20 protein-coding genes are annotated in these 25829 nt (G+C 62.6%); 8 read left to right on the plus strand and 12 right to left on the minus strand.

Annotated elements, in window-relative coordinates; translation table 11 throughout:
- Positions 1-346 precede the first annotated feature (346 nt).
- The gene (nifJ, locus tag WHJ28_RS02335) at positions 347-3913 is read left to right on the plus strand and encodes a pyruvate:ferredoxin (flavodoxin) oxidoreductase (protein ID WP_340039501.1); all 3567 of its coding nucleotides are present in this window, start codon (positions 347-349) and stop codon (positions 3911-3913) included.
- 474 nt (positions 3914-4387) lie between these two features.
- Here nifJ and WHJ28_RS02340 read toward each other — a convergent pair whose 3' ends face one another.
- From WHJ28_RS02340 to ychF, 4 genes are all read right to left on the minus strand, one after another.
- Entirely contained in the window at positions 4388-6772 is a 2385-nt protein-coding gene (locus WHJ28_RS02340; protein ID WP_340039502.1) for a homocysteine S-methyltransferase family protein, read from the minus strand.
- The gene (locus tag WHJ28_RS02345) at positions 6769-7413 is read right to left on the minus strand and encodes a hypothetical protein (RefSeq protein ID WP_340039504.1); all 645 of its coding nucleotides are present in this window, start codon (positions 7411-7413) and stop codon (positions 6769-6771) included. Before WHJ28_RS02345 ends, WHJ28_RS02340 begins: the two co-directional genes overlap by 4 nt.
- Entirely contained in the window at positions 7410-8270 is an 861-nt protein-coding gene (metF, locus tag WHJ28_RS02350) for a methylenetetrahydrofolate reductase [NAD(P)H] (protein ID WP_340039505.1), read from the minus strand. Before metF ends, WHJ28_RS02345 begins: the two co-directional genes overlap by 4 nt.
- 431 nt (positions 8271-8701) lie before the next feature.
- Positions 8702-9811, minus strand: coding sequence for a redox-regulated ATPase YchF (ychF, locus tag WHJ28_RS02355; protein ID WP_340039506.1), 1110 nt, complete (start codon positions 9809-9811; stop codon positions 8702-8704).
- 244 nt (positions 9812-10055) lie between these two features.
- On the opposite strand from ychF, the gene WHJ28_RS02360 reads away from it, so the two are divergent.
- Together WHJ28_RS02360 and WHJ28_RS02365 are read left to right on the plus strand one after the other, a co-directional pair.
- Positions 10056-11120 (plus strand): branched-chain amino acid aminotransferase, encoded by a 1065-nt coding sequence (locus WHJ28_RS02360; protein ID WP_340039507.1) that lies wholly within the window; start codon positions 10056-10058, stop codon positions 11118-11120.
- Positions 11121-11609: 489 nt separating this feature from the next.
- Positions 11610-12611, plus strand: a complete 1002-nt coding sequence (locus WHJ28_RS02365; RefSeq protein ID WP_340039508.1) for a zinc-binding metallopeptidase — start codon at positions 11610-11612, stop codon at positions 12609-12611.
- Positions 12612-12614: 3 nt separating this feature from the next.
- On the opposite strand, the gene WHJ28_RS02370 is transcribed toward WHJ28_RS02365, so the two are convergent.
- Positions 12615-13472 carry an RluA family pseudouridine synthase gene (locus WHJ28_RS02370; RefSeq protein WP_340039509.1) on the minus strand — a complete coding sequence of 286 codons (858 nt, stop codon included), beginning with the start codon at positions 13470-13472 and terminating at the stop codon, positions 12615-12617.
- A 30-nt stretch (positions 13473-13502) separates the two neighbouring features.
- Here WHJ28_RS02370 and WHJ28_RS02375 point away from each other — a divergent pair, with 30 nt between their 5' ends.
- Positions 13503-14231, plus strand: coding sequence for a nitroreductase family protein (locus WHJ28_RS02375; RefSeq protein WP_340039510.1), 729 nt, complete (start codon positions 13503-13505; stop codon positions 14229-14231).
- 1 nt (position 14232) lies between these two features.
- Here the strand turns inward: WHJ28_RS02375 and WHJ28_RS02380 are convergent, their stop codons facing one another.
- The gene (locus WHJ28_RS02380) at positions 14233-16395 is read right to left on the minus strand and encodes a transglutaminase-like domain-containing protein (protein ID WP_340039511.1); all 2163 of its coding nucleotides are present in this window, start codon (positions 16393-16395) and stop codon (positions 14233-14235) included.
- A gap of 83 nt (positions 16396-16478) precedes the next feature.
- Here WHJ28_RS02380 and WHJ28_RS02385 point away from each other — a divergent pair, with 83 nt between their 5' ends.
- Complete coding sequence (locus WHJ28_RS02385) at positions 16479-17213, plus strand: copper homeostasis protein CutC (protein ID WP_340039512.1); 735 nt, start codon at positions 16479-16481, stop codon at positions 17211-17213.
- Positions 17214-17252: 39 nt separating this feature from the next.
- On the opposite strand, the gene WHJ28_RS02390 is transcribed toward WHJ28_RS02385, so the two are convergent.
- Both WHJ28_RS02390 and WHJ28_RS02395 read right to left on the minus strand, forming a co-directional pair.
- The gene (locus tag WHJ28_RS02390; protein WP_087188414.1) at positions 17253-17528 is read right to left on the minus strand and encodes a metal-sensing transcriptional repressor; all 276 of its coding nucleotides are present in this window, start codon (positions 17526-17528) and stop codon (positions 17253-17255) included.
- Positions 17529-17590: 62 nt separating this feature from the next.
- Positions 17591-17986, minus strand: coding sequence for a hypothetical protein (locus WHJ28_RS02395; RefSeq protein WP_340039513.1), 396 nt, complete (start codon positions 17984-17986; stop codon positions 17591-17593).
- Between the two features lie 202 nt (positions 17987-18188).
- Between WHJ28_RS02395 and WHJ28_RS02400 the strand changes: the two genes are divergently transcribed.
- Positions 18189-18668 (plus strand): deoxycytidylate deaminase, encoded by a 480-nt coding sequence (locus WHJ28_RS02400; protein ID WP_340039515.1) that lies wholly within the window; start codon positions 18189-18191, stop codon positions 18666-18668.
- Between the two features lie 74 nt (positions 18669-18742).
- On the opposite strand, the gene WHJ28_RS02405 is transcribed toward WHJ28_RS02400, so the two are convergent.
- The 4 genes from WHJ28_RS02405 to hdhA form a co-directional block, all read right to left on the minus strand.
- Positions 18743-19864: a hypothetical protein gene (locus WHJ28_RS02405; RefSeq protein WP_340039516.1), complete on the minus strand. Its 1122-nt coding sequence runs from the start codon at positions 19862-19864 to the stop codon at positions 18743-18745.
- A 29-nt stretch (positions 19865-19893) separates the two neighbouring features.
- Complete coding sequence (tsaA, locus tag WHJ28_RS02410; RefSeq protein WP_340039519.1) at positions 19894-20589, minus strand: tRNA (N6-threonylcarbamoyladenosine(37)-N6)-methyltransferase TrmO; 696 nt, start codon at positions 20587-20589, stop codon at positions 19894-19896.
- On the minus strand, positions 20586-23207 hold the full coding sequence (locus tag WHJ28_RS02415) for an NYN domain-containing protein (RefSeq protein WP_340039521.1): 2622 nt from the start codon (positions 23205-23207) through the stop codon (positions 20586-20588). The genes tsaA and WHJ28_RS02415 overlap by 4 nt, the downstream gene beginning before the upstream one ends.
- Positions 23208-23304: 97 nt before the next feature.
- Positions 23305-24105 carry a 7alpha-hydroxysteroid dehydrogenase gene (gene hdhA / locus WHJ28_RS02420; RefSeq protein WP_340039523.1) on the minus strand — a complete coding sequence of 267 codons (801 nt, stop codon included), beginning with the start codon at positions 24103-24105 and terminating at the stop codon, positions 23305-23307.
- A gap of 148 nt (positions 24106-24253) precedes the next feature.
- Between hdhA and WHJ28_RS02425 the strand changes: the two genes are divergently transcribed.
- The gene (locus WHJ28_RS02425) at positions 24254-24727 is read left to right on the plus strand and encodes an RNA polymerase sigma factor (RefSeq protein WP_340039524.1); all 474 of its coding nucleotides are present in this window, start codon (positions 24254-24256) and stop codon (positions 24725-24727) included.
- The gene (locus WHJ28_RS02430; RefSeq protein ID WP_340039525.1) at positions 24724-25812 is read left to right on the plus strand and encodes an RNA polymerase subunit sigma-70; all 1089 of its coding nucleotides are present in this window, start codon (positions 24724-24726) and stop codon (positions 25810-25812) included. Before WHJ28_RS02425 ends, WHJ28_RS02430 begins: the two co-directional genes overlap by 4 nt.
- Positions 25813-25829: the final 17 nt, after the last annotated feature.

Here is a 25829-nt window from a genome sequence, read left to right on the forward strand (position 1 = left end):
CTGTTCCAACAGCATTGAGCGCTGTGTTGGAAAGCCAGTGTTCCAGAATGTGCGGTCTAGTACCGGCGGTTCAGCAGTAAAAAGACAGTTCTGAATTTTTTTCAAAGAAAAGAGGAAAAACCGGGTGTATTCCTAGGGATATGCGAATATGAAGAAAATTTTCATAGATAAGTAAGATTTGATTTACAAACGGTTTGGATGGTGTTACAATGAAGGCGCTCCGGGAAAGTTTCTTTCCGGTAAGCGGGGAAAAAGCCAGGGTAATGGGAATCCGGCCCGGTCTCCAGAGAGAGGCGGGGACCGATTCCCATTGCCCTGGAACAACGAACAAGGAGGAATCGTTTCAATGGCTAGAAAGCTGAAATCCATGGACGGTAACACCGCAGCTGCCCACGTGTCTTACGCCTTCACCGAAGTGGCGGGCATCTACCCCATCACTCCGTCCAGCCCCATGGCCGACAATGTGGACCAGTGGGCCGCTCAGGGCCGGAAGAACATTTTCGGCACTACCGTCAACGTGGTGGAGATGCAGTCTGAGGCCGGTGCCGCCGGTACCGTCCACGGCTCCCTGGCCGCCGGCGCCCTGACCACTACTTATACCGCTTCTCAGGGCCTGCTGCTCATGATCCCCAATATGTACAAGCTGGCCGGTGAGCTGATGCCCACCGTGTTCCATGTGTCCGCCCGTACCGTGGCCACCCACGCTCTGAACATCTTCGGCGATCACTCCGACGTTATGGCCTGCCGCCAGACCGGCTTTGCCATGCTGTGTGAGTCCAATCCCCAGGAAGTCATGGACCTGGGCGCCGTTGCCCACCTGGCCGCCATCAAGGGCCGCGTTCCCTTCATCAACTTCTTCGACGGTTTCCGTACCTCCCACGAGATCCAGAAGATCGCTATCTGGGACAACGAGGATCTGGCCGAGATGGTGGATATGGACGCCGTGGAGGCCTTCCGCAAGCGCGCTCTGAACCCCGAGCGTCCCGTGATGCGCGGCTCTCACGAGAACGGCGACATCTTCTTCCAGCACCGCGAGGCCGCCAACAAGTACTATGACGCCGTTCCCGGCATCGTGGAAGAGTACATGGGCAAGGTCAACGCCAAGCTGGGCACCAACTATCAGCTGTTCAACTACTATGGCGCTCCCGACGCTGACCGCGTCATCATCGCCATGGGTTCCATCTGCGACGTGGCTGAGGAAGTCATCGACTACCTGAACGCTCACGGCGAGAAGGTGGGCCTGGTGAAGGTCCGCCTGTACCGGCCCTTCCGCGCTGACAAGCTGCTGGAGGCCATTCCCGCCACCGCCACCAAGATCGCCGTCCTGGACCGCACCAAGGAGCCCGGCGCTCTGGGCGATCCTCTGTACCTGGACGTTGTCACCGCCTTTGCCAACGCCGGCCGTCAGGCCACCATCATCGGCGGCCGCTACGGCCTGGGTTCCAAGGACACTCCCCCCAGCAACGTGTTTGCCGTGTATGAGGAGCTGACCCACGAGAATCCCAAGCGCCAGTTCACCGTGGGCATCGTGGACGACGTGACCTTTACCTCCCTGGAGGAGAAGCCCGCTCCCAACACCGCTGCCCCCGGCACCATCGAGTGCAAGTTCTGGGGTCTGGGCGGCGACGGCACCGTGGGCGCCAACAAGAACTCCATCAAGATCATCGGCGACCACACCGACAAGTACGTTCAGGCTTACTTCCAGTACGACTCCAAGAAGACCGGCGGCGTGACCATCAGCCACCTGCGCTTCGGCGATCAGCCCATCCGCGCCCCCTACTACATCAACAAGGCCGACTTCGTGGCCTGCCACGTGCCCGCTTACATCGTTAAGGGCTTCCCCATGGTCCGCGACGTGAAGGACGGCGGCGTGTTCCTGATCAACTGCCAGTGGACCGATGAGGAGCTGGATCAGCATATGCCCGCTGTGGCCAAGCGCTACATCGCCGAGCACAACATCCAGGTCTACACCATCAACGCCATCGACCTGGCCATTGAGATCGGCATGGGCAAGCGTACCAACACCATCCTGCAGTCCGCTTTCTTTAAGCTGGCTAAAGTGATGCCCGAGGCCGAGGCCATCCAGTACATGAAGGACGCCGCCACCCACTCCTACCTGAAGAAGGGCCAGGACGTGGTTGACATGAACCACAAGGCCATCGACGCCGGCGCCACCGCCTTCCACAAGTTCGAGGTGCCCGCTTCCTGGGCTACCGCCGAGGATAAGCCCGTTGAGGAGCACCTGGAGGGCAATGCCGACACCGTGAAGATGGTGAAGGACATCATGGAGCCCGTGGGCCGCATGGACGGCGACAGCCTGCCTGTTTCCGCCTTTGTCAACGGCCACGAGGACGGCACCTTCTTCCAGGGCGCCGCTGCCTACGAGAAGCGCGGCGTGGCCGTGTCCGTGCCCGAGTGGGATGCCTCCAAGTGTATCCAGTGTAACCAGTGCTCCTACGTCTGCCCCCACGCCACCATCCGTCCCTTCGCTCTGTCCGAGGAGGAGGCCGCTGCTGCTCCCGCTCAGGCCAAGATCGTGGACATCAAGGCCGGCAAGGGCAAGGGCGTGTACAAGTTCGCCCTGGCGGTCAGCCCCCTGGACTGCATGGGCTGCACCGTCTGCGTGAGCACCTGCCCCGTGAAGGCTCTGACCATGAAGCCCCAGGAGTCCCAGGCTGCCGAGCAGGAAGTCTTCGACTACATGGTGGCCAAGGTTGCCCCCAAGGCCGACGTGGAGGATATCGCCACTGTCAAGGGCAGCCAGTTCAAGCAGCCTCTGCTTGAGTTCTCCGGCTCCTGCGCCGGCTGCGCCGAGACCGCCTATGCCCGCCTGATCACTCAGGTGTGCGGCGACCGGATGTACGTCTCCAACGCCACCGGTTGTTCCTCCATCTGGGGCGGCCCCGCTGCTACCTCTCCCTACACCGTCAACAAGGAAGGCAAGGGTCCCACCTGGGCCAACTCCCTGTTCGAGGATAACGCCGAGCACGGCCTGGGCCTGTACCTGGGTCAGAAGGCCATCCGTGACCGTCTGGCTGACCAGACCCGCAAGCTGATCGCCCTGGACTACACCGACGAGGGCATCGTGGCTGCCGGTCAGAAGTGGCTGGACACCATGGAGGACGGCGCTGCCAACGGCGAGGCCACCAAGGCTTACGTCGCTGCCATGGAGGCCGTCATCGGCCAGCGCGAGGGCTGCAACTGCGAGGCCTGCACCCTGGTCCGTGAGATCCTGAAGGAGAAGGAGTACCTGAACAAGAAGTCCGTGTGGATCTTCGGCGGCGACGGCTGGGCCTACGACATCGGTTACGGCGGCCTGGATCACGTCATCGCTTCCGGTGAGGACGTCAACATCTTCGTGTTCGACACCGAGGTGTACTCCAACACCGGCGGACAGGCTTCCAAGTCCTCCAACATCGGCCAGGTGGCTCAGTTCGCCGCTGCCGGTAAGACCCAGCCCAAGAAGAGCCTGGCCGAGATCGCCATGCAGTACGGCTACGTCTACGTGGCCCAGATCGCCATGGGCGCCAATCCCAACCAGACCCTGAAGGCCATCACCGAGGCTGAGGCCTATCATGGTCCTTCCCTGGTCATCGGCTACGCTCCCTGTGAGATGCACTCCATCAAGGGCGGCATGGCCAACTGCCAGCAGGAGATGAAGAAGGCTGTGGACTGCGGCTACTGGAACCTGTTCCGGTACAACCCCGCTCTCAAGGCCGAGGGCAAGAACCCCTTCACCCTGGACTCCAAGGCCCCCGCTGGCGGCTATCAGGAGTTCCTGATGAACGAGGCTCGTTACTCCTCCCTGACCCGTGCCTTCCCCGAGCGCGCCAAGGAGCTCTTCGCTCAGAACGAAGAAGCCGCCAAGGAGCGTTGGGAGCACCTGACCCGTCTGGTGGAGCTGTACAAGTAATTAGAACCACCAAGACCCCCGGGCAACTGCCCGGGGGTCTTTCTGTCGTCGGCATCTTCGTGGGGCCCCATCCAAGATGGGGCGGCGCATTGCGCCGTGCAAGCGTTTTGGGTCTGGCCGCCAAGGAGCGTTGGGAGCGCCTGTTGGGACCCCATGGGCAGTTGACTGTTCATGGGAGAGGAGGCACGGCAAAAGGAGAGAGCTTTGCCGTATGCGGCGAAGCGAGGGATGTGGCGCTTGTGCCGACGAGGTGGAGCTGTACAAGTAATTAGAACCACCAAGACCCCCTGATGTAGTCTATTTTCCTACATCAGGGGGTCTTTTGTCACTGTCCGTTTTTACTGGATCAGTTCAGTCACAGTAAATGCACTCTGTTTTGAGAATGGAAAAGAAATGTTCCGCCATGGCATTCTGATATGGATTACCTTTCCCTGACATGGAGGGCGTAATGCCGCATATCTGCTTTTGTGTTTATCAGCTCTGATAGATCTCCTTGGCGTATCGGACGGTGGCCATGGCGTCCTTGGCGTAGCAGTCCGCCCCGATCTGATCGGCGTAAGCGGGGGTGAGCACCGCGCCGCCCACCACGATCTTCACCTGGGGGCAGGTCTCCCGCAGCTGGCGGATGGTCTCCTCCATGCTCACCACCGTGGTGGTCATCAGGGCGCTGAGGCCCACCAGGCGCACGCCGGGCTGTCCGGCGGCCTCCACGATGCGCTCCGGGGCCACGTCACGGCCCAGGTCCATGACGGTAAAGCTGTAGTTTTCCAGCAGTACCTTGACGATGTTCTTGCCGATGTCGTGGATGTCCCCCTGGACGGTGGCCAGCACCACGGCTCCCTGGCTGGGCCGGTCCTCGCCGGACATGGCGTTCTGTACCACCTCAAAGGCGGCCTTGGCGGCCTCGGCGCTCATGAGCAGCTGGGGCAGGAAGAGGGTGCCCTTCTCAAAGCCCTGACCCACCTGATCCAGGGCGGGGATGAGCACGCTGTCTACGATGTCCAGGGGGGCCTTGCCGCCGTCCAGGGCGGCCTTGGCGGCCTGGGCCGCCCCCTCCTTGCTGCCCCGCAGGACGCAGTCGGTGAGGGAGGGGCCGTCGGTGGAAGAAACCGGGGCAGCAGGGGCTTCCTGCCCGCCGTAGGCGGCGATGTAGCGGCCGCACTGAGGGTCCAGACCCAGGAGAGCCTGATAGCTCCGCCAGGCCCCCATCATGGCGGCGTTGTTGGGGTTGAGAATGGCGCAGTCCAGCCCCTGCTGGAGGGCCATGGTGAAGAAGGCGGTGTTCACCAGCTCCCGCTTGGGGAGACCGAAGGACACATTGGACACGCCCAGAATGGTGGACACCCCCAGCTCCTTCTTGATGCGGCCTACCGCCTCCAGGGTAATTTTGGCGGCCTCCGGCTCGGAGGAGATGGTGAGGGTCAGGGGATCGATGACGATCTCCTTTTTGGAAATACCGTACTGGGCGGCGGTATCGCAAATCTTTTTGGCGATGGCCAGCCGGCCCTCCGCTGTGGCGGGGATGCCGTTCTCGTCCAGGGCAAGGCCCACCACCACGCCGCCGTACTTCTTCACCAGGGGGAAGAGGGCGGCCATGCTCTCGGCCTTGCCGGACACCGAGTTAAGCATGGGTTTGCCGTTGTAGCGGCGCATGGCCCGCTCCATGGCCTCCGGGTCGGAGGTGTCCAGCTGGAGGGGGAGGGGAAGGACGGCCTGGAGGGACTCCATCACCTCCACCAGCAGGGCGGGCTCGTCGATTTCGGGCAGGCCCACGTTCACGTCCAGCACCTGGGCCCCGGCCTCCTCCTGGGCAAAGGCTTCATTGAGGAGGTACTCAATGTTGTGGTCCCGCAGGGCCTGCTGGAACTTCTTCTTTCCGGTGGGGTTGATGCGCTCGCCGATGACCACGGGGGCGGGGCCGATCTCCACCGCCTGGGCGTAGGAGGACACCAGGGTGCGGCCGCGGTCTACGGCGGGGGTGAAGGGCTTGTCCCGGCACACCTCCACCGCGGCCTTGATGTGGTCGGGGGAGGTGCCGCAGCAGCCGCCCAGGATCTGTACCCCCAGGTCGGCAATGGCCCCCATGTGGACGGCGAACTCCGCCGGGCCCACGTCAAAGACGGTGCAGCCGTCGCAGGCGTGGGGCAGACCGGCGTTGGGGTTGACGATCAGAGGCACTGAGGCATACTCCAGCAGCTGCTTCACGATGGGCAGCATCTGAGCGGGGCCCAGGCCGCAGTTGACGCCCAGGGCGTCCACGCCCAGGCCCTCCAGCAGGGCCACGGTGGAGGCGGGGGTGCCGCCGGTGAGCAGCTTGCCGTTCTCGCCGTAGACCGTGGTGACTACTACCGGCAGGTCGCAGTTCTCCTTGGCGGCCAGCACGGCGGCCTTGGCCTCGTAGGAGTCGCTCATAGTCTCGATGAGTACCAGGTCGGCCCCGGCGGCGGCGCCCGCCCGTACCACCTGGGCATACAGGGCCACCGCGGCCTCAAAGTCCAGGTCGCCCATGGGCTTCAGGAGCTTGCCGGTGGGACCCATATCCAGAGCCACAAACACGTCGGGCCGGGGGTCGGCGTCCCTGGCCTCGCAGGCCAGACGCACACCGGCGGTCACCAGCTCCTCCAGATCAAACTCCCCTCCGGCGGGGAACTTCAGGGCGTTGGCCCCGAAGGTGTTGGTGCACAGGATGTTGCTCCCCGCCTTCAGATAGGCCTGGTGGAGGGCGGAAATGCGGTCCGGATGGAGCAGGTTCCAGGTCTCGGGCAGCTCGCCGCCCTTCAGGCCCTGGGCCTGAAGCAGGGTGCCGGTGCCGCCGTCAAAAAACAGGCGCTGGCTGTGCAGCGCGTCGATGAATTTCATGTGGTATCTCTCCTAAAGGCGCAGTTGGTTTTGGAACAGGTGGCGCAGCCTCCGGCATGGCATTTGCCGAGGGTATCGGCCACACCGATTACCGCCGTCACCGACTTGATGGGGGCCAGCAGGCAGGTGTCGGTGGCGGTGAGGCCGATCTTCCGGGGGCCGTCCAGCCGCCGCAGCAGCTCGGGCTGGGCGGTGAGAGGGAAATCTCCGTAGCCGGGGCTGAACCGGGGGCGCAGGTATTTGCCGGGGTAGCGTTCCGCCAGTTGGTCGCAGGCATCGTCACACACCGCCTCAATGAGGGCGGCTGCCACTGCCTGGTCCACGGCGGCACGGGCTACCTGGCCCGCCGCCGAGCGGGCAATGAGCCGGTCCACCCCCACGCCCAGGGTGGCTCCGAAGAGGAGAGCGGCGGTGCAGCCCTCCAGGTGGGCGCGCAGCTTTCCGCTGTGGATGGACCAGTCCCCCAGTTCCACCCCGCCGGGGCGGAGGGTGAGGGGGACCTCTACAGAAGTCCACCGGGGGTCGGCGGCCCCCTCCACCGCCTGGATGCGCTCTTTCAGCAGGGCGGCGGTGGCCCCGTCAGGCTCTGTTCCCCGGCAGCCCAGATAGCGCAGGGCCTCGGCGCGGGGGGTATGGATCATTTCAGGACCTCCGACAGGCTGGACTGGATGGAGGATGCGATCTCCGGCTTGTTCATGGAGTAGATGTGGATGTGTTCCACGCCGTTGGCGATGAGGTCGATGATCTGCTCGGCGGCGTAGGCCACGCCGGCCTGACGCATGGCGGCGGGGTTGTCCCCGAACCTGTCCACAATGGCCTTGAACCGCTCAGGCAGATAGGTGCCCGACAGCTTGCAGATGCGGGCGATCTGCTTGCCGTTGGTCACCGGCATGATACCCGCCACCACCGGCACGGTAATCCCCTTCTCCCGGATGCGGTAGAGGAAGTTGTAGAGGATGTTGTTATCAAAGAACATCTGGGTGGTGAGGAACTGGCAGCCTGCCTCCACCTTGGCTTTCAGATGGTCGATGTCGGCGTTCTTGGTGGGGGACTCGGGGTGTCCCTCGGGGTAGCAGGCCCCGCCGATGCAGAAGTCGCCGTGGGCCTTGATGTCCTTGACCAGCTGGGCGGCGTACTGATAGTCGTGGGCGGGAGCGCCCCCCTCTGGAATGTCTCCCCGGAGGGCCAGCACGTTCTGGATGCCCTTCTCCTTCAGATGCTCCAGTACCTGGGCCACGTGCTCCCGGGTGGAGGAGGCGCAGGTCAGGTGGGCCAGCACATCCACGCCGTACTGCTGCTGGATGCCGGCGGCAATGCCCACGGTGTAGTCGCTGGTGCCGCCGCCGGCGCCGTAGGTGACGCTCATAAAGTCAGGCCGCAGGGCCGCGATGTCCTGGGTGGCCTTGGCCACGGAATCATAGGTGTCGCTGGTCTTGGGGGGGAACACCTCAAAGGACAGCGTAGGGCGGTCCTGGTTTAAAATGTCAATAATTTTCATGGAAGCAACTCCTTCGCTTGGGGAATTGGGAAACATTATATCACAGATGGAGGAAAAATCCTATCGCTTATCAAAAAGAAAGGGGCGGCTGCCCAGGGTCCATTATCTGGCGGGCTTCTTCTCCCCATTGCAGACGGGGCGGCACTGTGTGTGGTCAAAGCGCTTTGGACTTGTTGATAGGGCCCCGTACAAGCCCGACGTAGTGGGTTGTGTAGGGAGAGAAAGAGCGAGGGGTATATGCAGTTTTCACTGTCAGGCGGAAACGGAGCAAAATGGACTTTGTGACGACGAGGTGGAGCTGTACCAGTAAGAGATGGCACCAAGATCCCCAGACAGCTGTCCGGGGATATTTCTATCTTCGTTGGGGCCTGCGCACAAAAAACCCGCCCGTGAGCCGCTTTAGGGCTCAGGGGCGGGTTTTCTTGCATTCATTAGACGTTGAACCGGAACAGGACGATATCGCCGTCTTTCATGACATACTCTTTACCTTCAGAACGTACAAGGCCTTTTTCCTTGGCCGCGTTCATGGAGCCGCAGGCCATCAGGTCGGTAAAGTTGACCACCTCGGCCCGAATGAAGCCCCGCTCAAAGTCGGTGTGGATCTTACCGGCAGCCTGGGGAGCCTTGGTGCCCTTCTTGATGGTCCAGGCACGGCACTCATCCTCGCCGGAGGTGAGGAAGGAGATCAGACCCAGCAGGGCGTAGCTGGCCTTGATGAGCCGGTCCAGGCCGGACTCGGCGATGCCCAGGTCGTCCAGGAACATCTTCTTCTCGTCGGCGTCCAGCTCGGCGATCTCGGCCTCCAGCTTGGCGCACACGGGGATGACCTGAGCGCCCTCCTTGGCGGCCAGATCCTCCACGATCTTGTAGTAAGCGTTGCTGTGGCAGTCGGCAAAGCCGTCCTCGTCCAGGTTGGCGGCGTAGATGATGGGCTTCAGGGAGAGCAGCTCGGCGGTGGCGATGATGGCGGCGTCGTCCTCGTCGCACTCGAAGGAGCGGGCGGAGTTGCCGTCGTTGAGCCAATCCTTCAGGGCGGTGAACACCTCCACCTCCCGCAGGTACTTCTTGTCGCCCTTGGCGGCCTTCTGGGCCTTGTCGATGCGGCGCTCCACCATCTCCACATCGGCCATGATGAGCTCAATATCAATGACGCCGATATCCCCGGCGGGGTCCACAGGCACATTGGTGCTGGTGTCGGCCACCACGTGCATGATGTTCTCGTCGTCAAAGCAGCGCACCACATGGACGATGGCGTCGCACTCCCGGATGTTGGCCAGGAACTTGTTGCCCAGACCCTGACCCTGGCTGGCGCCCTTCACCAGACCGGCGATGTCCACGAACTCCACCACGGCGGGAGTGGTCTTTTTGGGGTGGTACATCTCGGTCAGCGCGTCCAGACGGGCGTCGGGTACTGCCACCACGCCCACGTTGGGGTCAATGGTGCAGAAGGGATAGTTGGCGCTCTCGGCGCCGGCATTGGTGATGGCGTTGAAAAGGGTCGATTTGCCCACGTTGGGCAGGCCCACGATACCTAATTTCATCGGTTCAATACCCTCTTTCGGCATATTAGCCCAAGTATTATATCGTATCCCCGGCCAAATTACAAGTGCTGCGGCAGGAACTCCCGCCCTGGTTGTCTTTCCGGCCGGTTTGTGCTACCATACAGGAGAAGGAGACAGGGAAACCTGCCGGTATATTTTCGGCTTTGTATCACGGTTTACATTCTTTTTTTCTTTACCCTGTCATACTGAAGACAAGCAATGAAACTGCAAGGAGGCCATCCTGATGAAGGAATATCCTGTTCAGCGTGCCGCAGTGGGCAAGCCCAAGCCCGATCCCTCCACGCTGGTGTTCGGCAGAACCTTTACCGACCATATGTTTTTGATGGACTACACCGCCGGCCAGGGCTGGCACGACGGGCGCATCGTTCCCTACGGCCCCATCGCGCTGGACCCCTCCGCCATGGTGTTCCACTATGCGCAGGAGGTCTTTGAGGGCCTGAAGGCCTACCGCTCTCCCGACGGTACTATTCAGCTCTTCCGTCCCACCGAGAACGTCAAGCGCATCAACTCCTCCTGTGAGCGGATGTGCATCCCGCCCCTGGATGAGGAGGACGCTCTGGCTGCCATCGAGCAGCTGGTGCGGCTGGAGGCGGACTGGGTGCCCGATCAGCCCGGTACCTCCCTGTATATCCGTCCCTTCATCATTGCCACCACCCCCACCCTGGGGGTCCACGCCGCCCACGACTATATCTTTGCCATCATCACCTGCCCCGTAGGCGCCTACTACGCCGAGGGTATCAATCCGGTGAAGATCTACGTGGAGAGCGAGGATGTCCGGGCCGTCAAGGGCGGCACCGGCTACACCAAGTGCGGCGGCAACTACGCCGCCTCCATCCGGGCCGGTGAGCGGGCCGAGCAGAACGGCTACGCCCAGGTGCTGTGGCTGGACGGCGTCCACCGCAAGTACATTGAAGAAGTGGGCTCCATGAACGTCATGTTCCAGATCGAGGATACGGTGGTCACCCCCATGCTCACCGGCTCCGTGCTGCCCGGTATCACCCGCAAGTCCTGTATTGAACTGCTCAAGAGCTGGGGCCTGAAGGTGGAGGAGCGGCTCATCACCGCGGAGGAGCTCTTCGAGGCGGGGCAGAGCGGCACCCTGAAGGAGGCCTGGGGCACCGGTACCGCCGCTGTCATCTCTCCCATCGGCGAGATGGGCTGGGAGGACAAGCATGTTGTGGTCAACGGCGGCAAGATCGGCCCTCTGGCCCAGAAGCTGTATGACACCCTCACCGGCATCCAGTGGGGGACCCAGCCCGATCCCCACGGCTGGGTGGTCAAGCTGTAACTTTGCTATCTTCTATGCCTTCCTATACCTTCCCAGACAGAAGGACGGGACCATATGGTCCCGTCCTTTTGTCCAGCGTGTCGAGAAACCTCGACACGCCTCTCAAAAATGCTTGCATTTTTGAGAGGGGATGCAGCCCGCTGCGTCGCGCGTGCAAAGCGCGCACGCTTGTGGGCTGAGAAGTGTTTTTCCAAGGCTCATGTCCTTGGAAAAAACAGATGCTTACTCTATTTTGCCGCCTGCGGGCGGCAAAACTCTTCCGAGGGCTTTTCCACGGTGCAAGAACTGAGCTCTCTCTGGCATCACTTCTGCCTTTTTCGACAGTCTGAGAAGGACGGGACCATCTGATCCCGTCCTTCTGCCGTTTCTATGGAACATCTGACGTTTTCCTGTAGATTTGTTTAGCTTTCTTCCGCTGCCCGGGCTGCTGTGGTACAATCGCCCCACTACGCCGGCTCTGCCGGCGCTGACGAAAACGAGGTGTTTACCATGAGACGACCCAATCCTGTTTTGCTTTTCCTGCCCCTGCTGTTCCTGTCCGCCTGTACCAGACCGGCGGCGGACACCGCTGGTCCCAACGTCCCGGCCGAGGCGGCCCGGCTGGCCACCATTCAGCTGGGCCAGCTGGCGGACAGGCTGACCCAGATGGAGAAGGATCAGGTCCAAAACCTGCTGGAGGAACTGGTCCCCCTGCGGCAGGCCCGGGCCCAGGAGGGCCGGTGGGAGCTGTCCTCCCAGGAGGAGGAACTGGTGGACCAGCTCAACCAGCTGTATGAGGACTTCACCCAGCGCTACCTGGAGGAACCGGAGAAGGCGGAGGGGCAGGAGGAGCCTCCTGCCCTGGCCCGATATGAGATCGGGGCGGACGGCACCCTCATCCCCGACAAATCGGACAAGGCGGAGTACCGGGCCCTGTGGGACAAGGTCAATGCCCTGCTGCCTGAGGGAAGCCTGAAGCCCTTCACCCGCTTCACCATTTTCAGCGACGGGAAAGACGACATCCTGGCCTATGTGGTCCCGGCGGACGACAACGGAGTCCAGTGGGAACTGGCGGTGGACCCGGAGGACGCAGGCGATCCTGTGGAGTTCACCGAGACGGTGTATCATGAGTATGCCCACTATCTGACCCTGAATGATCGTCAGGTGACCTACGGCGCGCCCAAGCGCTACGACTGCTACGGGGAGACCGATCTGGTGAGCAACCCGGACTCCTATCTCAATGCCTTCTACCAGCGCTTTTGGAAGGACTACCTGGACGACCGGCTGGCCGACCCGGAGAGCATCAACTTCTATCTGCGGCATAAGGATGACTTCATCACCGACTACGCCGCCACCAGCCCCTCCGAGGATATCGCCGAGTGCTTCTCCTACTTTGTGCTCTACGACAAGCCCACCGGCACGTCGGTGTGGGAGCAGAAGCAGAACTTTTTTTACGACTATCCAGAGCTGGTGGCCTTTCGGGACCAGGCCCGGGCCCAACTGGGCCTGTAAGTTTTACCGGGTCAGCTTTCGGAACCCGGCGGGGGCCTCCGCCCGGAAGATACGCTCCTCTCCGGTGAAGGGGTCGGTGAGCACCAGCTCATGGGCGTGGAGGCACAGCCGCCCCAGAGGATCGGTGGCGGCTCCGTAGTCCCGGTCCCCGGCCACCGGGCAGCCCAGCTCGCTGAGGTGGGCCCGGATCTGGTTTTTCCGGCCGGTATCCAGATCGATCTCCAGAAGGGCGTATTCCTTTCCGGCGCTGAGCATGGTATAATGAGTTATTGCTTCCTTACCGCCGGAGCGCACCGAGTACACCTTGTGGGCGGCGTTCTCCCGCAGCAGGGTGCGGATGGTATCCGAGTCCTTGGGCGGCCTGCCCTCCGCCACCGCCAGATAGCCCCGGCGGCCCACCAGCTTGTCCCAGTTATCCTGGAAGGCTCGCTTGGTCTCCTCGTCCTTGGCGAAGAGGAGCACGCCGGAGGTGGCCCGGTCCAGCCGGTGGACAATGAAGATCCGGTTCCGGGGATCGGCCTTGCGGACATAGTCGGTGGCCATGTGGTAGGCGGTGCGCACCTTCTCCTTGTCGGTGGCCATGCTCAGCAGACCGGCGGGCTTTTCGATGACCAGCAGCCTGCCGTCCTCGTAGAGGATGGGGAAGGGGGCCTTTTTGTCTCCCGCGCCCTGAGGAAGCACCACCACCGTCTGCCCCGGCAAGAGGGGATGGTCGTGGCGGGTGACGGTCTTGCCGTCCACCTGGACCTGCCCGCGGGTGAGCAGGGACTTGACGCTGTTGCGGCTTTTGCCGGTCACATGGGCCAGCAGGAAGGGGAGCAGGGTGTCCTGCCCTGCTACGGAATAGCGTTTTTCTTGCATATTTTCACATCCATTCAGGAGGTTTTGTCAATGAATGACGTTTTGCATCAGCTTCGGGACCGCAAATCGGTGCGGGCCTATCTGGAAAAGCCCATCGCCCCCGACGACAAGCGGGCCATCCTGGAGGCCGCCTGCGCCGCCCCAACGGCGGGCAACCAGCAGCTGTACACCATTCTGGACATTACCGACCAGAAGCTGAAGGATACCCTGGCGGAGACCTGCGACCACCAGCCCTTTATCGCCCAGGCGCCCCTGGTGCTGATCTTCTGCGCCGACTGCCAGAAGTGGTACGACGCCTTTGATGCCGGCGGCTGCCAGCCCCGGAAGCCGGGGGTGGGGGACTTGCTGCTGGCCTGCTCCGACGCCAACATTGCCGCCCAGAACGCCGTCACCGCCGCCTGGAGCCTGGGCATCGGCTCCTGCTACATCGGGGACGTGATGGAGCAGTGCGAGAGCCACCGGCAGCTGCTCAATCTGCCGGACTATGTGTTCCCCGCGGCCATGGTGGTGTTCGGCTATCCAACCGCCCAGCAGCAGGCCAGAGAGAAGCCCCGCCGCCGGGCGCTGCCCTACATTGTTCATGAAAACGGCTATCGCCGGATGAACGCCGGGGAGCTGGAGCGGATGCTGGCCGACAACGCCGGCCAGCGGCCCTATGCCGACTGGCTCCAGGCCTTCTGTGCCCGAAAGTATAACTCAGACTTCTCCCGGGAGATGACCCGGTCGGTGGAGGAATATCTGAAGAACTTTAAGGAGTGACTTACACCAGCTGCTCCAGCACCCGCCGCAGCAGGTCCGCCGCTCCTACCTGGTAGCCGCAGCAGGCGTAGGCCGCCCGGCCCTCCTGGTCCCGTACCACCGCCAGAGGCGGCTTGTCCGGGTCCAGACCCAGGTGGCGGGCCACCGTCTCCACCTGATAGCCCCACTCGGGGTAGAACAGCTGTACCTGGGGCCATTGGTCCAGCAGCCCCGCCAGGGTGGCCTGCTGTTCCGCGCCGGGCCGCCGCAGGAAAAAGACCACGTCCCCGTCCAGCGCCTGAAAGGCAGGCAGGGCGGCGGAGAGTTCATTTAAAATATGCTCCGTGGGTTCCGCCCCCTCCTCCAGCCAGAGGAGGAGGGCGGCTTTTTCATGGGGCCCGCCCAGCTCCTCCAGAGGCAGCTCCCGGGGGGAGATGAGATCGTCCACCGAGCAGTCCCGCAGCGCCAGCGGGATTTCCCGCTCCTGCCCCGCTTCCAGGGTGAACTCCAGTCGGTTGGCAAACTGGTCCCCCGCCGGCAGCCGCAGGGCGGTGAGCACCCGGTAGCGCCCGGCGGGCAGGGTGACATTCAGCTTGTTTTTGTGCCAGGCCCGGTCGGCCAGCCTGAGGGGTTTCCACATTTCCCCCGTCCAGAGGTCCAGCGACCAGTTCTGCCGGTAGAGAAACCGCTCCACCGGCGCCTTCCGGAAGGTGACTTTTCCACATTCCTCCGGCTCCTTTGGGACAAATTTTCCATCCTGCCACATCAGTACCGCCCCGTCCAGGGGGCGCAGCAGGGCAGGCACCCCCTGCTGCCGCAGGGCAATGACCTCCCCCACCGCGCCGGGCTGGGGGACGGACCAGTCGGTGATGGGCTCAAAGGCCACTCGGGGGCAGAGCACAAACCGCCGGAACACCTCCGCCGGGTACCGGTCCGCCCAGGGCCGGGCCCGCTCCAGATGGACCTCCAGCAGGTCTGCCGTCACATCCCGCAGGTCCTTGTCGGACAGGGAGGAGAGAAGGGCGGGGCGCAGCGGGTCGTGGTCTTTGCTGAGAAAGGCGTAGATCTCCCCAAAGTTGCCCCGAGCTTTTTGAAGTAGCTCTCGCTGCCGGGGGTAGTTTTGGGCCTTCTCCTCGTCGAAATAGCCTGCCATCCGCTCCTGCCGTTTGGCGGTCCCTGCCGCCAGTACCGCGGCCCGTTCCTGCCGCTGGGCCTGGTCCAGAGGGGCGGGGTTGACGGGGGCATCCTGGGGGGCGCGGAAGTCAAAGGCTGTCCAGTCCGTGCAGGGAGATGGGAGGGTCAATTTGGCCACGTCCTGGGTCTGGCCGTGACAGAAGGCCTCCTTCTCACCAGCGGACAGGTGGAGGTCGCTGATCCCCAGTTCCACCTGGACCCTGCCGGTTTCATCGGCGGTAAGGGCGGCAATGGGGCAGAAGCGGGACTCGTTGAGGACTTCCAGCGTGATGATCTCTCCCGGCTGGGCCCGGAAGGTGTAGGACTTGGTGTGGGCATAACGGGCCGTCTGGTTGTGGTACAGGGCCTGTCCCTGTTTGCTCAGGGGAGCGCCGTGGAGGGTCAGGTCGGCCACCGGGCCGAAGGTACGGCTGTGGACCAGCATGGCCCGGGAGGCGGCGGTGTTGAACCAGCCTCGGTCCAGCACCGGTTCCGGCTCGCAGGCCCCCAGGAAGTGCCACCTGCCCTCGCACAGCACCTCCACCCAGGCGTGGTTGTCGTCGCAGTGGGACCAGCGGGGGGCGTACACCTGCCGGGCGGCCAGACCCACCGAGCGCAGGGCGGAAACCAGGAAGGCGGACTCCTCCCCGCACCGGCCGCTGCCGCAGCGGTACACCGTCAGAGGGGAGGCGGTGCGGTCGTCCTGGGCCTGATAGCTGGCCTGCTCATGGCACCAGCGGTTGACCTCCAGGGCGGCCTCCTCCTGGGACAGGTCCTTCACCCGGTCCCACAGCTGGCTGTAAAACAGGGCCCGGTGGTCGGACAGGTCCTCGTCGTTGACCCGGGGGCAGAGGACATACTGCTCGTAGGCCTCCTGGCTGAGAGAAGCGCACCAGGGGGTGTTCTGGCGCAGCATACGGCTGTGGGCGGCGAAGGCCTCAAACAGAGACTGGGGGTAGCTGTCCCAGTCCTCCGGCAGGGCCTGCCGGATAAAAGTCAGTTCCTGATCCATATGATCCACTCCTTTGGAATGGGGCTATGATATCACATTTCTTTGTGGTATCATAGCCCCAGATGAGAAAAGAAGGTGTTGCCATGATTCTGGAAGTGTGCTGCGGCTCGGCGGAGGATGTGCTCATTGCCGCACAGGCCGGTGCCAACCGGGTGGAGCTGAATTCCGCCCTCTTTCTGGGGGGGCTGACCCCCTCCATCGGGGCCATGGAGGTGGCCCGGCAGGTGTCCATCCCCATTATGGCCATGGTGCGGCCCCGGGAGGGGGGCTTCTGCTACAGTGAGACGGAGTTTGCCGCCATGCTGGCCGACGCCCGCGCCCTGCTGGCGGCAGGGGCGGACGGCATCGTGTTTGGCTGCCTCCACCCCGACGGCAGGGTGGACAGGGCCCGGTGCGCCGCCATGCTGGAGGTCATCGGGGAGAAGGAGAGTGTGTTCAGCCGGGCCATTGACGTGGTGCCCGACTGGCGGGAGGCCCTGGACGTGCTGATGGAGCTGGGCGTGACACGAGTCCTCACCAGCGGGCAGGCCAGTTCTGCCCCGGCGGGGGCGGACACCATCCGGGCCATGGAGGCGTACGCCGCCGGACGCATTCAGATCCTGCCTGGCTGCGGAGTGAAACCGGACAACGCCGCCGCCCTGCTGGCGGCCACCGGCTGCGACCAGCTTCACGGCTCCTTCAAGACCAGCCGGACCGACGTCTCTGCCACCCACAACCCGGCGGTGTCCTTTTCCGGCGGAGTGTGTCCCCCGGAGGAACAGGTGCCGGTCACCGACGCTGCCGCCGTCCGGTTGGCAGTGAGTGCCCTGAGCAAATAAAAAAGAGGCGTGCCCCATGTCTGTGGGGCACACCTCTTTTCAACTCATACGGGAAAAATGCTCGATGGCTTTGGCGAATTCCGAGATGGTGCGGTCGGCGTCGCCGTGCTCGATGCCGTCCCGGACACAGTGGTTGAGATGACCCTCCAGCACCACCTGACCCACCTTGTGCAGGGCGCTTTTGGCGGCGTTGATCTGCATGAGCATCTCCTCACAGGGTACGTCCTCATCCACCATCCGGTCAATGGCGTTGAGCTGGCCGATGATCTTCTTCAAGCGGCGGTGCAGATTGTCGGCGTCCATACACTGTCTCATGGGCGCTCCCCCTTTCTGTGATGAAAAGGGCTGCTGCGTCCGGCAGCAGCCCTTGACTGGATTCAACTACGTTCCTCAAAGCTGGCGCCGCAGTTGCGGCAGTTGACGGTGATTTTTCCTTTGCCCCGGGGCACCCGCAGATATTGCCCGCAGTTGGGGCATTTAAAGTAGCGGTGGTCTTTGTCCCGGCGGATGGTGCGCCGCATTTTGAACCAGCGGATGAACGGCCCGAACAGGGTCAGAAACCGGGCGTTTTCCGCCCGGCGGCGGTCCATGCGGCGGGAAAACATCCGAAACAGGTCCCAAAACAGCACAGCCAGTGCCAGCCAGGAGATCCATGCCATATGGGGCAGCGCCGATATGAAAATCAGCACCACATACAGGAAAAGCAGGAAAAAGGAGAGGTGATCGCTGCCATACCGTCCGTACATCAATTTTCGGAAAAAATTCATGAGCATGAAATACGGTCGTCTCCTTTGACGTAAGAATTGGATGCACTTTTGATGTCTATATGATAGCGCCTGCGGCTTTTTTCGTCAAGGATACAACCGTAAACATTTCATGAACGATGGACCGGCAGAGAAGGCGGCACTTGCGGTTTGGAGAAAAAAACGATATACTGACGGTATCAATTTAGAAGTGACACAAAGGAGGGTCCCCATGGGCCGCATTGACAAGGAAAATTACTATCTGGATATTGCCCAGACCGTGGCCGAGCGGGCCACCTGTCTGCGCCGCTGCTACGGCGCGATTCTGGTGAAAAGCGACGAGATCATCGCCACCGGCTACAACGGGGCTCCCCGGGGCCGGAAAAACTGCGTGGATCTGAACTACTGCACCCGGGAGGCCCTGAATATCCCCTCCGGGGAGCGGTATGAGCTGTGCCGCTCGGTCCATGCCGAGGCCAACGCCATCATCTCTGCCGCCCGCAGCGAGACCATCGGCGCCACCCTGTACATGGTCTGTGTGGACCCTGCCACCGGGGATCTGATCCCCAACTCCACCTCCTGTTCCATGTGCAGGCGGCTCATCATCAACGCCGGCATCCAGCGGGTGGTCATCCGCAATACCAAGACCGACTATTCGGTGGTCCATGTGGAGGACTGGGTCCGGGAGGACGACTCCCTGCCCCAGACCTGAACCGGAAGATTATACAGACAGGCAAAGGGCCTGCTGCAATGCTGCAGCAGGCCCTTTTTCGATGAAGCAGACGGTCAGCTCTCTTCCTCCGGCGGCTTCACAGTGATGTAGAAATAGGAACTGCTGTAGTCGGTGTACTCCTCCTGGCTTTCCGTATAATACCCGATGGACAGGCCCTCTTCTTCATAGTAGGACCGGCAGTTCTCATAGTAGGAATTCTCCTGGAAGAGGGCGATAAAGTCCTCTTTGAGGGTGTGCTCCTCCCCCAGGTTGGGAGACAGGAAGGGAACATCCGCGGAACGAAGGGCCTGGTTCAGACGGGCCAGATCTGCCTTTGCATGGGCAATGTTGTCCTCCTTGGAGGAATTGACGTCGATCCCCAGGGAGTAGGTCACCGCTTCCACCACGCCGTTGTTGTTGACCGTCACGGCCAGATAGGACCGGGTGTCGTTATTCTCATCTTTCAGACGGCCTGTTACCCCATAGCCGTAGTCCTTGTAACGCTCCGTGGGGTCGTCGGCAGATACGCTGTCACAGGAGTCCTCGAAAACCTGCTCCAGCTTCTCCACCACCGCCGCCGCCTGAGCGGCGGATTCATGATGCTGCTGGATGCCATCCAAATAGGAGGGGATCGTTATAGCCACCAGCAGCGCGGCAGGGACCAGAAGAATGGCCAGTACCCGAGTCTTGGCGGCGGGGAGCTTGATCCCCAGCAGCTCTGCTATGTGCTTAGCGCTTTTCCGAACTTCAAACAGTATCCCCACAATGGCGTGCATCCCCACCACGCCGCCCACAGCGGTGCTGATGTCCCCGGCGGTTTTAATCGTATCGTTGTCCGACCGGGACATCAGCCGCCCCGCCGCCACCGCAGTGTTGGCCGCCAGCAGCTGGGTGGTGCGGTCGGTGTAGGAGACGCTGGTCCTGGCCTTCTCCGCAATGGCGGCCCACTTTTTCCTCCTGACGCCCCACATGACGCTGATGGCCTGGATCAGAAACAGAGCCATACAGAGCAGCAGGAGTACAAGCGATCCGTAAAGTGCCGGACCTGTGGAGCCTTTCAGATCGAAGGCAACGCTCCCGATCATTTCCAGCAGAATCCCAAACACCATAGCCAGCAGACCGGAGCCAAACCAGGCCAGCGCGGTCACCGGTCTGGTGTAGTACCGCCGAATGGTTTTGATTTCTCGTTCCGTCATAGGGCCTCATCCTCCCATTGCCTCCTGCCTCACCCGGCAGGCGTTTTTTCCGGTTTGATCGAGCGGACGGTAAGGACCTCTCCGTCCACGGTAAACCCTACCTCCAGCCCGGCAAACGCCATGCCGTACACCCGGTGGGGGTCGTGCTGGTAGGAGGGCCGGGGGTCCCGGGACAGCACCCCCATCAGGGCCTCCCGCTTGCCCTCCGGTACCTGCTCCAATAGTTCCGTCGGGAAGGATACCTCCAGTACCTTGCCTCCCACGTTGCCGGTAAAGCCCCCCAATGCCTCCGGGTGGGCATCGGCATAGGGAAGATAGGGCTTGATGTCCAGGATGGGGGTGCCGTCCATCAGATCGGCTCCCGACACCACCAGCACGGTACCCAGCCTGGGGTCCTTCTCAATGGACTCCAGTTTCACGCAGGACAGACCGATGGCGTTGGGCCGGAAGGGAGAGCGGGTGGCGAATACCCCCATGCGGGTGTTGCCCCCCAGGCGGGGGGGCCGCACCGTGGGGGACCACTTGTCCCGCACTGCCTCAGAAAACTGCCAGATGAGCCAGATGTGGGAGAACTCCTCCAGCCCCCGCAGGGCGTCCGGATTGCGGTACTCGGGCTCAAAGACGATGGTGGCTTTCAGCTCCTCCACCAGCCCGCTCTGCCGGGGGATGCCGAACTTGGTGGGGAAGTCGCTGCGGATACGGGCGATGATGTGCATGGGGATCATTTGCTTCCCTCCTGTGCCTTTTTCAGGGCGGCGGCCACCGGCCGGGACGGGGTGGACCGGTTATTTTTCGCCAGAATGGCGGCGATCTGACCGGAAGCCTGCTCCACTTCCGCTTTAAAGGTGGTGGCGGACAGCCGCAGGGCGCCGTGGCCCAGAATGATGAGCTGTTCCGCTCCGTCGGAGGTGGCCACCCGCACCCGGTGGTGCCTGCTGATCTCGTAGGTGGCCCGCTCGATATAAGTGTCCGCCGTTTCCGCCTCTTTGGTATACACAACGTAAATATTGTGGTATTTGAATACATCCTGTACATTACGGGGCACCTTGTAGGCGTCAAAGACCAGGATGACCACGTTCTTTTTAAAGCCCTGATAGTTGCTCAGCAGGTCCATCAGCAGCTGCCGGGCGGCGTCCAGATTGGTCTGGGCCACCGCCTTCAGTTCCTCACAGGCGAAGATGATGTTATAGCCGTCCACCAGCAGGTACTCCGGTCCCCGGTTCTGGGTCTGGACGTTGTACTTCCCCTCGTCCAGGCTGGTGCGGGCAGGCTTGGGCTGGGGCCGGAAGGAGCTGCGCTCCACCTTGCCGTAGGTGCGCTCGTAGATGGCCAGCAATTCCTTGTCCTGCTCCAGGGACAGGCCGGAATTGCTGCTCCGCCGGACGGGGGCAGCGGGGGTCTCCGGCTCCGGGGGCTTGTCCAGAGACAGGCCGCTGTCCACATGGGCCATCTCCTTCACCTGGTCCCACTTCACGTTGTACCCCGCCCCGTGGGCGCAGAACACCGAGCCGGTGGGGTTGTCCACGTCCCGCTCCGGATCGTAGCCCAAAGCCTCCACCACATTTTGCTGGTCGTGGCAGGGATAGTAGCCCTTCAAGGTGCAGCTCAGCCGCCCCATACCTCTGGTGTAGGCGGCCACCTCGCTGCCGTAGTCCCGCAGGCCCGCCACCGGGGCGGAGCCGGTGAGGACGGTCAGTTCTCCCGCCGTCTCCGGGGGATTACAGTCGCCCCCCATCCGCTGGAGGTCGCTCATGGCCCGCCCCACCTGGGCGGCGGGCACCTCCAGCCGGAAGGAGTACCAGGGCTCCAGCAGGACGCTCTCCGCCTCCATCAGGCCCTGACGCACCGCCCGGTAGGTGGCCTGCCGGAAGTCGCCTCCCTCGGTGTGTTTCAAATGGGCCCGGCCTGCCAGCAGGGTAATTTTCACGTCGGTGAGGGGAGAGCCGGTAAGCACGCCGGGGTGGGCCCGTTCAGCCACATGGGTGAGGATCAGCCGCTGCCAGTTGCCGTCCAACACATCCTCCGGACAGGCGGTGGCCAGGGTCACGCCGCTCCCCCGCTCCCCCGGCTCTATCAACAGATGGACTTCGGCGTAGTGGCGGAGCGGCTCGTAGTGGCCCACGCCGATGACGGGGGCGGCGATGGTCTCCCGGTACACGATGCCTCCCTGGCCGAAGCTGACCTCCATATTGAATCGCTCGGCAATGAGCCGCTGCAAGATCTCCAGCTGGACCTGGCCCATGAGCTGGATGTGGATCTCTTTTAGCCGCTCACTCCACACCAGATGGAGCTGGGGATCCTCCTCCTCCAGCTGGCGCAGCTTCTGCATGGCGGTGACCGGGTCCTGGCCGTCAGGCAAAATCACCTGATAGTTGAGTACCGGCTCCAGGGCAGGAGGCGTACCCTCCGCCTCAAAGCCCAGGCCCTGCCCGGCGGCGGCGGAGCCCAGACCGGTGACTGCCACCACGGACCCCGCCGGAGCCGCGTCCACCGGCTGGAATTTCACGCCGGAGTATACCCGCAGCTGGTCGGCCTTGTCGCTCCAGCCGGGGCCGTCCAGCACCGTTTTTGCCTTTAAACTGCCGCCGGTGATCTTCATCCAGGCCAGCCGGTTGTTCTGATTGTCCCGGGAGATCTTGAAGATGCGGGCGCCGAATTGATCGCCGTACACCGGCCGGGAGGCGTATTGCTCCAGGCCCCGGAGGAAGTCCTCTACCCCCTCCAGCTTTAGGGCAGAGCCGAACCAGCAGGGAAACAGCTTCCGTTGGGCGATGAGGGCGGTGAGGGCAGCGTCGGCAATGGTCCCCGTCTCCAGGTAGTCCTCCAGCAGGGACTCGTCACACAGGGCGGCCTGCTCGCAGAGGGCCTCCTGATCCCCCATGTCCACGCAGCCCTCGTCCAGCTTGCTTTTCAGCTCCCCCAGCAGAGCGGCCTTGTCTGCCCCCGCCAGGTCCATCTTGTTCACAAAGAGGAAGGTGGGCACATGATAGCGCTCCAGCAGCTTCCACAGGGTATGGGTGTGGCCCTGGACCCCGTCGGCTCCGCTGACCACCAGGATGGCGCAGTCCAGCACCGACAGGGTGCGCTCCATCTCGGCGGAGAAGTCCACGTGGCCTGGAGTGTCCAGCAGGGTGATCTCCAGCTGTTCCAGAGGGAGCAACGCCTGCTTGGAGAAGATGGTGATGCCCCGCTCCTTCTCCATGGGGTCGGTGTCCAGAAAGGCGTCCCCGTGGTCCACCCGGCCCAGCTTCTTCAATTTTCCGCAGGCGTAGAGCAGTCCCTCGCTGAGGGTGGTCTTGCCTGCATCCACATGGGCCAGAATGCCCACGACCAATTTTTCCATAGCTGCCGTCCTTTGCGGTATGATAGGATAGTATATCATGTCCGGGGGAACGGGGCAAATAAAAAGGGCCCCGAAGGGCCCTTTTGGGAAGTTGGAATCAACCTTTGGCGCCGTCGCCCATATAGGAGCTGTACAGAGGAGTGGGCAGGCCGAAGCCGCCGGCCACAGGCAGGATCTCGCCGGTGATGAAAGCGGCCCGATCGCTGGCCAGGAAGGCCACGGCGTCGGCAATGTCCTCGGGACGGCCGGGACGGTTCAGGGGGACGTTTTTCAGGAACAGGTCCAGGAAGGCCTGGGACATATTGTTCAGGGCGGCGTCAGTGGCAGTGAAGCCGGGAAGCACCGCGTTGCACCGCACCCCCTGCCGGGCGTACTGCACGGCGATGTCCTTGGTGAGAAAGTGGATGGCGGCCTTGCTGACGCCGTAGGCGGTACGGCTCAGGTCGGGATAGATGCCGCCCACCGAGCCGATGTTGATGATGGAGCCGCCGCCGCTCTTGGCCATGACGGGCACCGCCGCCTTGCTGGGCAGGTACACGCTCTTCAGGTTGGTATTGACGATGTGGAAAAAGTCGTCGGTGTCGCCGGTTACCACGTCCAGGTCGGTCTTGACATCGGTGGCGCCGAAGTTGTTCACCAGAATGTCCAGCCGGCCCTCCTTCCTGGCCACCTCTTCCACCATGCCGGAGTAACTCTCCTCGTTGGCGGCGTCAAAGTAGACCACCCCGGCCCGTCCGCCGGCGGCGATGATCTCGTCAGCGATCTGCTGTCCGGCGTCCATACGGCGCACGCCCAGATAAACAGTGGCGCCCTGGGCGGCCAGAGCCTTGGCGCAGGCCAGGCCAATGCCGCGGGTGGAGGAGGAGACCAGTGCGACCTTTTGTTCCAATTCTTTCATAATAATAATTCTCCTTTTTAAACTGCTTGGTATGATTAAGATACTGTGATAATAGCACAGTCCGCCTTTGGGTGCAAGCATTATTTTTTGGAGCGGATGCAACAAAAGTGACCCCTCAGGGATGTTAGGGGCGAAAGGGGGGAGGGCAATGGCAGAGGAAGGTGGCCTGCGGCAGGTGGTGGAGACCTATGGGAACATGGTGTATCGCCTGGCGCTGGCCCAGACCCACAGCGGCCATGACGCCGACGACGTCTTTCAGGAGGTCTTTCTCCGCTATCTCCGTTCCGCGCCGGACTTTCGGGAGGAGGAGCACCGGAAGGCCTGGCTGCTGCGGGTGACAGTGAACTGCTGTAAGAAATTCCACACCTCCTTCTGGAGGCGGCATACCACAGCCCTGTCCGAGACCATCCCCGCCCGGACGGAGGAGGAGGGGGAGCTGCTCCAGATAATGGAGGGCCTGCCGGAGAAGTACCGGGCGGTGCTCCACCTCTACTACTACGAGGGCTACGCCACAGGGGAGATCGCGGCCATCCTGGGCCGCAGTCCCAACACCGTCCGCAGTCAGCTGGCCCGAGGCAGGGCCCTGCTGCACGACGCATGGAAAGGAGCGGAAGAGCTATGACGGAAGAGAACTATCGGGCGCTGTTTGACCGGGCGTCCCCCAGCCGGGATCTGGTGGAGGATACCCTGGCGGCGGCGGAACGGCCCCGGCGGAAGGGCATCCCCGCCAAGCGGCTGGCGGCGGCCCTGGTGTGTCTGGCCCTGGTGCTGGGGGTGGGCAACTACCAGGCCCTGGCGGCGGGGGTCCAGCGGATGGTGCGCTATTTTACCGGAGTTGGAGCGGCCCCGGCCCAGGCGGATTTGCTGATCCAGGGGGAGACTCTTCAGCGGGATGACGGGGAGCGGCTCTTTCTCATCGAAGGGGCCTACCAGCGGGACGGGCTGCTTACGATACCGGTGGATGTCCTGTACCGGTCGGAGCCGGCCACCCCTGAGAGCGACGAGTACCGCTATCGTCTGACGGTATATGACGGGAACGGGGAGACGCTGCCCAGTGTGTATCGCACCGGGGGCGGAGAAGTGCAGGAGATCAGCGGCGGGGCTTATTTTTCCCCCAGCAAGCTGGAGGAGTCTCTCAGCTGGCTCAGCCAGACCTACCTGCCGCAAGGCTTTGTCAGTGCCGGAAGCAACTGCTTCCTGATGAAGTTGCCCCAGGGGGAGGAGGGCCCTTATTCCTTTGCCCTGGACGCCTACACCGTCGGCGGAGGCTGGGAGGACACCGTGTGGGAAGGGGTTCTGACATTGAACACGCCGCAGGCCACGGAGACAATCCAGGTCAGCCGGGAGATCGGCGAGGGTACCGTCACCGCGTTGGTGAGACCGGATGGGCGCAGCATAGCCTTCTATGCCCAGCTGGCTCCGAAGAAGCTGGAGGCAGGTGAATCCCTGTTCCAGTTTGTAGTATACCGGGTGTGGTTTATTGATGAGGCCGGAAACCGGCTCAAAGGTTATATGCGCCGGTACGCTCTGGCCGAGGACTATCTGCCAGAAGTGCGGCTGGTGGGAGAGCCGGAGGGAGAGATTGTGGCGATCCAGGTAGATCAGGTAAAGTATAACATCATACGAACGGATCAGCCTATGAGCAGCGAGAAGCAGCAATACTTCCGCACATACAGGGACCTGAACTGGGTCATTGATCTAACATAAACCAAACGGGCCTGCTG

The sequence above is a fragment of the Flavonifractor porci genome, assembly GCF_037572415.1.
In the GTDB taxonomy this organism is placed as follows: domain Bacteria; phylum Bacillota; class Clostridia; order Oscillospirales; family Oscillospiraceae; genus Flavonifractor; species Flavonifractor porci.